The sequence below is a fragment of the Protofrankia sp. CiP1_Cm_nod2 genome (assembly GCF_920664355.1).
Lineage (GTDB): Bacteria > Actinomycetota > Actinomycetes > Frankiales > Frankiaceae > Protofrankia.
On record NZ_CAKKTL010000162.1, the window covers coordinates 922 to 7,474 of the forward strand.

Below are 6,553 nucleotides of genomic sequence, written 5' to 3' on the forward strand. Positions count from 1 at the left end.
TTTGTCACCGCGACACCGCTTGTCATCGCGGTATCGCGGTGGGACGCGATCCGGTCGTCCATCTCGCGGATGCGCACGACCGCCCGGGCGGCCCGCCGGCTCGGCTCGCCGGTGGGACGCGGCGCCGTCAACGCCACCGGCGCGTCCCCGGGCCGGGTCGTCAACTGGCTGATCGCCGCCTGGGAGGCGAGGACGCGCAGCCGCTCGTCCGGGCGGAATCCGTCCCGGCGCCAGGTCGCGACGTCCAGGACGAGCGTTTCGACGACGTCGTCGGTCAGCTCCCGGTCGGAGATGTCCGCCAGCAGCACCCGGCCGTGCGCCGGCGCGTCCTCCTCCCGGCGCAGCACCCACAGCGCCGTCCGGTAGGCCGGCCGGAACGGGACCATCCCGCCAGGCAGGTGGATCACCGCCTCGACCAGGCCGGTGGCCAGCAGCTCGTCGCGGCGCCGCACCGCCGGCCGGTGCACCGGCAGCGGGTCCACCAGCGCCTCGGCCGGCCCGAGCAGGACAGCGGTCTGCCGTGGGCGCAGCGCGTCGGCGATCCGGCGCACCGCGACGAGCACGCCCACGGCGTCGCGCTCCTCCGCCGGCCGGAACGGCAGGCGGGTGACGACGGCGTCGGCGTTCGCGCGGCGCGCGGCCGAGGCACGAACGTCCAGGTCACGGCGGCTCACGCCGGCGACCGTGAACCGGCGGCGGGCCAGCCGGGCGAGGAACCGGTCGGGCTCGGCCCCGCTGATCCGCACGTCGTACGCCTCGCCGATCACCGAGTGGACGGCGGCCAGCAGGTCACCGGCACCCGCCGCCGGGTCGGCCACGTGCACGGCCCCGACATCCCGGGCATGCTCACGGGCGCCGGACAGCTGCGCCATCAGGCTCGCCAGCTGGGATACCACCGAGTCGGTGTAGAGCTCGGGAACGTTGAGGCGGTGGCGGGCGCCGAGCAGCCGTTCGAACGCGTCGCGGGTGCTGTAGGCCGCCTCGACCAGTTCGTCGACGGCGGGAGCCAACCAGCCCACGTGCGCTCTGAGAGCCGTCACCTCGGAGAGCAGCAGCCGGTCGTCCGGATCGACCCGCTCCGCCCGGACACGCAGCGACGCGCGCAGATCATCGACCTTCTCCGCGTCGACGGCCGTCGCGGTCCCGGCGGCCGTCGCGGTCCCGGCGGTCATCGCGGTCCCGGCGGTCATCGCGGTCCCGGCGGTCATCGCGGCCTCGGCTGTCGTCGCTGTCGGGGTGAGCGGCTCGTCGTCGAGGTGGCGTAGGCAGAGCAGCGCGCTGGCCGCGGCGACGAAGGTGCGGGCGCCCATCCGCTGGCCCAGGCAGCGCAGCAGGTAGAGGCGCAGATCCGCGTTCTCGATCCGGCGGTTGCCGCGCCGCGGGTTCGCGGCGAGCCAGCGCACGACGTCCGGCGCATGGAACATCGGGATGCCCGCGTCCAGCCCCTGAGCCGTGACGGGCGCAGGGAAGTCCGCGTGCCGACGCCGCCAGGTGGTCACCACCGCGCGTCGCACGTCGGCGAGGTCGGCGATCTCCGGCATCGAGATGAGCAGCGTGCCCGCGTCGGTCAGGTCCGGCATGTGCTCACCCCCGTTCGCGCCAGTGCGCCGCCCACGGCCCGATCCGTGGTCGCGTCAGGCAAGCATAGTTATGATAAAGAGAAATAATATGAGGAAGACTGATAACCCTGGTTATCAGCTGAATGTTTGATCCCTGGGCTCCGGCGCCTCCACAGTGACCTCCGTCCGGGCCGCTCGGGGGGGACGGCTCGGACACCCACTCCGGCGTCCCTCCCCCATCCGCCGCCTTCTTCGCTCCACAAGCGGCTCCGGCGGCAGCGGTGGTCGTCCGTCCAAGCCTTTTCGGTACTCGCCGCAGGACACCCAGAAAGTGATCATCGAATGCGTCTTCTCATGCCATCCAGAATCACGACCTCCATTGAGGCGCGTGCCGGACGGACCGCTTTTCCCGCGCTTCTCTCGCTCCTCGCCGCCGTGGCGTTGGCGATGACCGGCTGCGCCAGCATCGATCCGGACGGAGCGGGAGCCGACATCGTCAACCAGCCGAACAGTTCGGCAGCCCCCGGCACGACACGCACCGGCGACGCCCCCGGCACCCGGCAGAAGCCCGTGCCCGCCGGTACCACCGTCAAGATCGGCGACTGGCAGGTGACCCTGGGCCCCACCGTCCTGAACGCGACCGCCCAGGTCACCGCCAAGAACAGGTTCAACGATCCCCCCGCCGCCGGCCGGCAGTTCGTGATGGTGCCCGTCAACCTGACCTACAATGGGCCCGATTCCGGGACACCGTGGGTCGATCTGTCATTCCATTTCCACGGCTCGGGCGGGAACACCTTCGGCAGAGGCGGCGAGGACGACCACTGCGGGGTCATCCCGACCAGCCTCAGCGACGTCAGCGAAATGTTCCCGAACGCCAAGGCATCGGGCAACGTCTGCGTCTCCGTCCCCACCGACCAGGTGCAGGGCGGCGCCTGGATCGTCGAGGAAACCCTGGCCCTGGACAGCAACCGAGTCTTCTTTGCCCTCCAGTAGGGCCTTCGCGGAGCCGACAACCTGCCAGGAGATCACAGGTGTCACAGTAGGAGATGCGGTGCCAGGAAGGAGGATCGATGTCTGAACCACAACCTTCCTCGACGCGTGCCTTGCGGGGCGAGCGCTGCTCCCCGAGGTCGATGACTGGGTGGCTGCCTGGCACGATGCTGGCGGTGCCCCGGCCGGCCGGCCCATGCCGTTGCGCGACTACCTCGGACTCACGTATGAGGAGTATGGAATGTGGGTCGAGCAGCCGGGATCACTACGCTTTGCGGTCGCCACACTCCGATCCGAGAACGTCCCGCGGCATTATGATCCGTTGCGGACGAGTACGAATCCGGTGTCGGGCTCGGTGAGGCGCGTTGCGCCGTCGGAGATTTGTGCCGGGTCATACCTTCTTGACGACGATGGTGTGCGGGAGGAGCTTCTCCAGGTCATCGAGGTCCGAGGTGAAGACGGTTACCTGCCCCTTCTGCTGTCGTGCGATGACGGCGAGCACGGCGTCGATCGCGTACTTGTGGCCGTGCGGCCTGGTATCGGCCAGGAGGCGCCGGGCCTGGCGGGCCTCGTCCTTTCCGATGTCGGCGGCCTTGAGCCGGGAGAGGACCCAGTCCCAGCGCTGCTCGGTGGTTCTGCCGTCGTACGCCTCGACCAGCGTCATCGGAGACGTCACCACCTCGGCTTCCCCACGGGCCGCGAGGTCGAGCCAGGCGATCATCTTCCGATCGCCGCGCACGGCCAGGGCCAGGGCGTCGCAATCGAGAACGAAGACGCGCAGGGGCCGCTGCTCGGCACCCCGCTTCTTCACGCCGCCTCTCCGGCGTTGTGCTGCCCCGTCGTGCGGCGTCGCTCGTGTTCGGCGTCGAGCTCCGCCAATTCGTCGAGTGCTGCCGCACGCTCGTCACCGGCGACGGGGCCGTGTTCTTCCTGCAGCCAGTCGACCAGTTCCGCAAGGCGGTCCCGATCCCGCTTGAAGCGCAGCGCCTCGGCGACGTATGCCGACAGGCCCCGCTCTGCCGCCTCCGCGCGGATCTCGTCCAGCAGATCCTCGGGGATCGTCACCGTGACCTTCTTCGTCGCCATACAAGAGACCATACTCTTGGTGTCGTGCCCCTTACCATTGCGTCGTATGGCCGACGCCTTGGTGATCATGCGGCCGTGACGGGGCGCGGGCTTCCGTGGAAGACCTGGCTTGGTGCGCCAGGAGCGGTGGATGGCCGCGACGGGGTGGGTGCCCGGTTGAGGTCCGATGAGCGGTCGGCCGGCGAGCGCTATGACGTGTTCACGGGCGGCGGGGCTGTGGCCGACGAAACGCTGTGAGACCAGGATGCGATCACTGTCACCGATGCCGAGGATCCCCTTGTCGAAGACGTATTCGATGGTGACGGCTTGGCCCTCGTCGATGGCGTGGGCCAGTTGACGGATGTCGGAGAGGGACAGCAGGCACGCGTGGCCGGCGACGATATCCTCTGAGCCCACGGCACGCCGAAGGCCCCGGTCGTCGAACGGTCCGGGGCCTTCGTTTCCGCTGGTCAGCGGTGGCGGAGGATGCGAGATTCGAACTCGCGAGGGGTTGCCCCCAACACGCTTTCCAAGCGTGCGCCCTAGGCCACTAGGCGAATCCTCCGTCGACCACACTATCGGATCCGAAGGGCGATCGAGACAGCGGGCCGAGCGGGCTGAGTGCTCCGAGCGGGCCGAGCGGGCCGAGTGGGCCGAGTGGGCCGAGTGGGCCGCGGCCGGGTCAGGGGCCGGCGATGGCGATCTCCGTGGACTTGATCAGGGCGGTGACCGCGGAGCCCGCCGCGAGGCCGAGGTCGCCGACAGCCGCCTTGGTGATCGCAGCGGTGATTGTTTCCCCGCCTTCGATGGCGACCTTCACGATGGCCAGCGCCTCGCCCTGGTCGATCGCGGTGACCGCGCCGGGGAGCTGGTTGCGGATGCTCAGGCCGGACACCTCGCCCACGGCCAGGGACACGTCCGTCGCCTTGATCAGAATCCGGACCTGTGAGCCGCTGGCGACGCCGAGCTCCCGGACCGCCTCGGTGGTCACCGCGGCAACCACTTCCTGCCCGGTGGCGAGACGAATCTTCACAGCACTGATCGCCTCGCCTGAAGTGATTTCAGTCACAGCCCCAGAGAGCTGGTTACGAATGCTGATGCTCATGCTCGACCTCACCGAGTTTCCTGCGTGTCGTGGGCGATCGGGTGCCGCTACCTTCGCACGGGACGTACTCGGGCCGTCTCGACGCTGAGCGGTATGGAACAGTTTGCCGAGGTTCACCGTCCGGACAATGGTCACCGCTGGCAGGTACCCCCGCCGCGAAGATCCCCCCGGCAGGCCATAGACTGCTGGACAGACCCCTCGTGCGGCGTCACCCTCGTGAACCCCCCCAGGGCCGGAAGGCAGCAAGGGTAAGCAGGCTCTGGCGGGTGTGCGGGGGGTCGCCCTCCGTTACGGGGTCTTCTTCGTCACGGGGTCGCGGTCCTGGGTTCCGACGAGGCAGGCAGGCCGGTGGTCCGGTGAGCGGTGCGCTGTACAACCGATACCGTCCGGCGACCTTCGCCCAGGTCGTCGGCCAGGAGCATGTCACCGGCGCGCTCATGCAGGCGCTGCGCACCGGCCGCCTGCACCACGCCTACCTGTTCAGCGGGCCGCGCGGCTGCGGCAAGACGTCGTCCGCGCGCATCCTCGCCGCATCCCTGAACTGTGTGGACGGCCCGACGCCGCAGCCATGCGGGGCCTGCGACCAGTGCGTGTCGATCCGCGCCGGGGTCAGCATGGACGTCACCGAGATCGACGCCGCCTCCCACGGCCTCGTCGACGACGCCCGTGACCTGCGGGAACGCGCGTTCTTCGCGCCCGCCTCGGCGCGCTTCAAGGTGTTCGTCGTGGACGAGGCGCACATGGTCACCGCGGCGGCCTTCAACGCCCTGCTCAAGGTCGTCGAGGAGCCCCCGCCGTACCTGAAGTTCGTGTTCGCGACCACCGAGCCGGACAAGGTCATCGCCACCATCCGGTCCCGGACGCACCACTACGCGTTCCGGCTGGTCCCGCCCGGGGTGCTGCGCGACCATCTGACGTCGATCTGCGCGCAGGAGAGCGTGGACGTCGACCCGGCGGTGTTACCGCTGGTCGTGCGGGCCGGCGCCGGGTCGGTCCGGGACTCGCTGTCCGTCCTCGACCAGCTGCTCGCCGGCGCCGGCCCGGACGGCCTGGGCTACGACCGGGCGGCCGCGCTGCTCGGCCTGACCGACGGCGTCCTGCTGGACGAGGCGGTCGACGCCCTGGCCGCGCGGGACGGCTCAACCGCCTTCACCGTCATCGACAAGGTCGTCTCCTCCGGGCACGACCCGCGCCGCTTCGCCATGGACCTGCTCGAACGCCTGCGGGACCTGATCGTGCTCGCGGCCGTCCCGGACGCCCCCGCCAAGGGGCTGCTGGAGAGCTACTCGGCCGACCAGCTCGAACGGATGCGTGACCAGTGCGCGCGGATGGGCCCGGCCGAGCTCTCCCGCGCCGCCGACGTCGTGCACACCGGCCTGGTCGAGATGCGCGGCACGACCAGCCCACGGCTGCTGCTCGAGCTGACGCTGGCACGCGCGCTGCTGCCCGCCGCGAGCTCCGACCCGGCGGCGCTGCTGGTCCGCATCGAGCGGCTGGAACGTCAGGGGGTGGCCGCCGGTCCCCCCGGTGCCCCAGCCGCGGGCGCCACGAGCATCGCGAATACGGCCCCCGGCACGCAACCGGCCGTCCTTCCAGGCCCGGCCGCCGCGAGCGCGGTTCCCGCGAGCCCGGCTACCGCGGCGGGCCCTATCGTCGCGGCGGGTGCGGTTCCCGCAGGCCCCGCTGCCGCTGTGGGCGCGGTTGCCGCCGCGGCGGCTCCGGGCGTCCCGACGGCAGTTCCAGCCGCCGCGGCCGGACCGGCATCCAGAACAGCTCCGGCCAACGTGGCGGGTCCTGGGTATGGCTCTGGCTCTGGCTCTGGCTCTGGCTCTGG

5 protein-coding genes, 1 tRNA gene, 1 other RNA gene and 2 pseudogenes are annotated in these 6,553 nt (G+C 70.6%); 3 read left to right on the forward strand and 6 right to left on the reverse strand.

Annotation, left to right across the window (positions count from 1 at the left end):
* Positions 1 to 1,580: pseudogene (locus tag NBW84_RS16945) on the reverse strand (hypothetical protein); the annotation flags it as partial.
* A gap of 333 nt (positions 1,581 to 1,913) precedes the next feature.
* Between NBW84_RS16945 and NBW84_RS16950 the strand changes: the two are divergent.
* Complete coding sequence (locus NBW84_RS16950; protein ID WP_250285713.1) at positions 1,914 to 2,552, forward strand: hypothetical protein; 639 nt, start codon at positions 1,914 to 1,916, stop codon at positions 2,550 to 2,552.
* Positions 2,553 to 2,940: 388 nt separating this feature from the next.
* Here NBW84_RS16950 and NBW84_RS16955 read toward each other — a convergent pair whose 3' ends face one another.
* The 5 genes and pseudogenes from NBW84_RS16955 to NBW84_RS16970 form a co-directional block, all read right to left on the reverse strand.
* Positions 2,941 to 3,360 (reverse strand): hypothetical protein, encoded by a 420-nt coding sequence (locus tag NBW84_RS16955; RefSeq protein WP_250285714.1) that lies wholly within the window; start codon positions 3,358 to 3,360, stop codon positions 2,941 to 2,943.
* A complete protein-coding gene (locus tag NBW84_RS24445) occupies positions 3,357 to 3,635 on the reverse strand; it encodes a CopG family transcriptional regulator (RefSeq protein ID WP_445548224.1) in 279 nt (92 codons plus the stop codon). Before NBW84_RS24445 ends, NBW84_RS16955 begins: the two co-directional genes overlap by 4 nt.
* 65 nt (positions 3,636 to 3,700) lie before the next feature.
* A pseudogene (locus NBW84_RS24450) lies at positions 3,701 to 3,923 on the reverse strand (phosphorothioated DNA-binding restriction endonuclease); the annotation flags it as partial.
* A gap of 168 nt (positions 3,924 to 4,091) precedes the next feature.
* Positions 4,092 to 4,179, reverse strand: a tRNA-Ser gene (locus NBW84_RS16965).
* Between the two features lie 117 nt (positions 4,180 to 4,296).
* Positions 4,297 to 4,719, reverse strand: a complete 423-nt coding sequence (locus NBW84_RS16970; RefSeq protein ID WP_250285716.1) for a TOBE domain-containing protein — start codon at positions 4,717 to 4,719, stop codon at positions 4,297 to 4,299.
* Positions 4,720 to 4,908: 189 nt separating this feature from the next.
* Between NBW84_RS16970 and ffs the strand changes: the two genes are divergently transcribed.
* Together ffs and NBW84_RS16980 are read left to right on the forward strand one after the other, a co-directional pair.
* Positions 4,909 to 5,005, forward strand: an RNA gene (gene ffs, locus NBW84_RS16975) — signal recognition particle sRNA small type.
* A 70-nt stretch (positions 5,006 to 5,075) separates the two neighbouring features.
* A partial coding sequence (locus tag NBW84_RS16980) for a DNA polymerase III subunit gamma and tau (RefSeq protein WP_250285717.1) occupies positions 5,076 to 6,553 on the forward strand: 1,478 nt, incomplete at its 3' end.

Bases quoted from the DNA above. Each gene is read 5' to 3' on its own strand.
- NBW84_RS24445 (WP_445548224.1), bottom strand. From the start codon at position 3,635: ATGGCGACGAAGAAGGTCACGGTGACGATCCCCGAGGATCTGCTGGAC.
- NBW84_RS16970 (WP_250285716.1), bottom strand. From the start codon at position 4,719: ATGAGCATCAGCATTCGTAACCAGCTCTCTGGGGCTGTGACTGAAATC.
- NBW84_RS16950 (WP_250285713.1), top strand. From the start codon at position 1,914: ATGCCATCCAGAATCACGACCTCCATTGAGGCGCGTGCCGGACGGACC.